The organism is Martelella sp. UBA3392 (assembly GCF_002358775.1).
GTDB classification, from domain to species: Bacteria; Pseudomonadota; Alphaproteobacteria; order Rhizobiales; family Rhizobiaceae; genus Martelella; species Martelella mediterranea.
Genome location: NZ_DEPM01000071.1, coordinates 1 through 896, shown reverse-complemented (window position 1 = coordinate 896; position 896 = coordinate 1). Strand labels below are relative to the sequence as shown.

1 protein-coding gene is annotated in these 896 nt (G+C 69.2%); it reads left to right on the top strand.

Translation table 11 applies throughout. From position 1 onward, the window contains the following. The coding region (locus B4E36_RS05200; protein WP_345900069.1) for a helicase-related protein at positions 1–896 on the top strand (896 nt) is incomplete at both ends.

Here is an 896-nt window from a genome sequence, read left to right as displayed (position 1 = left end):
GGCGCCGGCAAGACCACGCTGGTGCCGCTGCACCTGCTGGAGCGCGGCCCGCCGGGCAGGATCATTCTGCTGGAGCCGCGAAGGCTTGCCGCCCGCGCCAGCGCCTTTCGCATGGCATCCCTTCTCGGCGAGGAGCCCGGCGGCACCGTCGGCTATCGCATGCGGCTCGACACCAAAGTCTCGGCCAAAACCCGCATCGAGGTGGTGACCGAGGGCGTGTTCGCCCGTATGGCGCTGGAAGACCCCGAGCTTGCCGGCATTTCGACGGTGATATTCGACGAATTCCACGAACGCTCGCTCGACGCCGATTTCGGGCTGGCGCTGGCGCTCGATATCCGCGCCGGCCTGCGCGAAGACCTGAATATCCTGGTGATGTCCGCGACGCTGGATGTCGCCCGGATCGCCGCCCTTCTCGGCGATGCGCCGGTGATCGAGAGCAAGGGCAGGGCCTATCCGGTCGAAATCCGCTATCAGGCCCGGCCGCCGCAAGCGCGCATCGAGGACAGTGTCGCCGACGCCGTGCGCGCCATGTTGGCGACGGAAGAGGGCTCGATCCTCGCCTTCCTGCCGGGCCAGGCCGAAATCCGCCGCACCGCCGAGCGGCTGGAGGGAAGGGTGGGCGACGACACCGATATCGCGCCGCTTTACGGCAATCTCACCCGCGCCGAGCAGGATGCCGCGATAAAGCCCGCGCCGGCAGGCCGCCGCAAGGTGGTGCTCGCCACCTCGATCGCCGAAACCTCGATCACCATTGACGGCGTCACCATCGTCATCGACAGCGGGTTGCAGCGCCAGCCCGCCTATGAGCCGGCCACCGGCATCACAAGGCTGGAAACCGTGAAGGTCTCGCGCGCGGCAGCCGACCAGCGCGCCGGCCGCGCCGGGCGCACCGCGCC